The organism is Wolbachia endosymbiont of Rhagoletis cerasi, from assembly GCF_018454475.1.
In the GTDB taxonomy this organism is placed as follows: domain Bacteria; phylum Pseudomonadota; class Alphaproteobacteria; order Rickettsiales; family Anaplasmataceae; genus Wolbachia; species Wolbachia pipientis.
Map to the genome: position 1 here is coordinate 1 of NZ_JADCNC010000004.1, position 1,241 is coordinate 1,241.

1 protein-coding gene and 1 pseudogene are annotated in these 1,241 nt (G+C 38.3%); one reads left to right on the top strand and one right to left on the bottom strand.

Translation table 11 applies throughout. The annotated features are described in order from the left end of the window. A pseudogene (locus INQ25_RS01125) lies at positions 1-289 on the top strand (DUF6444 domain-containing protein); the annotation flags it as partial. 28 nt (positions 290-317) lie between these two features. Here the strand turns inward: INQ25_RS01125 and INQ25_RS01130 are convergent. Next, positions 318-1,177, bottom strand: a protein-coding gene (locus INQ25_RS01130) for an IS630 family transposase (RefSeq protein ID WP_213862858.1) whose coding sequence is annotated in 2 segments (ribosomal slippage) — positions 318-853 and positions 853-1,177 — 861 coding nt in all. Because the reading frame shifts where the segments join, the coding sequence is not laid out codon by codon here. Between the last annotated feature and the right edge of the window lie 64 nt (positions 1,178-1,241).

A 1,241-nucleotide genomic window follows, 5' to 3' on the forward strand; every position in this document is an offset into this window, starting at 1 on the left:
AAAGATAGAGAACGCTGAATTAAAGGAAAGGCTTGGTTTAAACTCGAAAAATTCATCTCTACCGAGCTCTAAAGAATTGTACAAAACAAAAAAGGACAAGCCAAAAAGCGAAAGGAATGTTGGCGATCAGGTTGGGCATAAAGGAAATTTTCATGCTACAATGGAAGCGGATAAAGTAGTAAAAATAGAGTTGCCTAATATTTGCGAATGCGGAGGAGAGCTTGTAATATGCGAAAAACCTTATGTTCACCAAAAAGTTGATCTTCCGGAAATTAGGCCTTATGTAGTATAGCATTTCTCATAATAGTCCGAACAGGTCATAGGAAGGCAGAATCAACAGCACGACGAAAGGATTCGAATAGAGGAATGTTTTTCCTGGCTCTGTTTTTTATAGCAAACCAATAATGCTCAATTTTGTTGAAATCTGGAGAATAAGGCGGCAGATACAAAATTTCTGCACCAACCCCTTTAGCAAGCTCGATAATCTTATCAGACTTATGAAAAGTAGCATTGTCAAGAATGACAGTCTGTCCAGGTTCCAAGATCGGTGTCAAAAATTGCTCAAACCATCCATTAAAAACATCCATATTACAGTGGCCTTCAAAGGTTAACGGAACAACTATCTTTCTTCCACTTAAGGCTGCAACCATACTGATTCGTTGAGTTTTCTTTCCAGATTTTAAGGCATAAAACCGCTGTCCTTTCTGGCAATATCCGTAGGGGTAGTCTTCGGTGTTATCAATGCCAGACTCATCTATATACACTAAGTTTTTAGGTTCTTTTGTCGCTATAATTTTCAAAAATTCAGCACGTTTTTCTTCGTTTCTTTCCTTGTATCCATATGTCTTTTTTTGCGCGTAAATCCAATTTTTTTAAGGGCTCGATAGATCGTTTGGATACTAACGTTGTTCCAAAGTTTAGCCATTTCCGATAGAGTCTTTCCTCCGTGTTCTCTGGCAAATTTGGCAAAGGTATCCCAGTCGGTAATTTTGTGATTGTAACCCCCATTTCCAAGTTTTTTTGATTGAAAGTCTCCTGTTTCTTTTCTTCTTTGCTGCCACTCCCATAAAGTAGTTCGTCCAATCTTAAATCTTGCTGCCACTGTTTCTCTGCTTTCTCCTTCGTCTAGCGCTTCCATTGCTTTTTTTCTTAAATCATAACTATATGCTGCTGGCATTCAACCTCCTTATCATCATCTACCCTTATCCTATCACATCCGGACTTTTATGGAAAGAGCTATA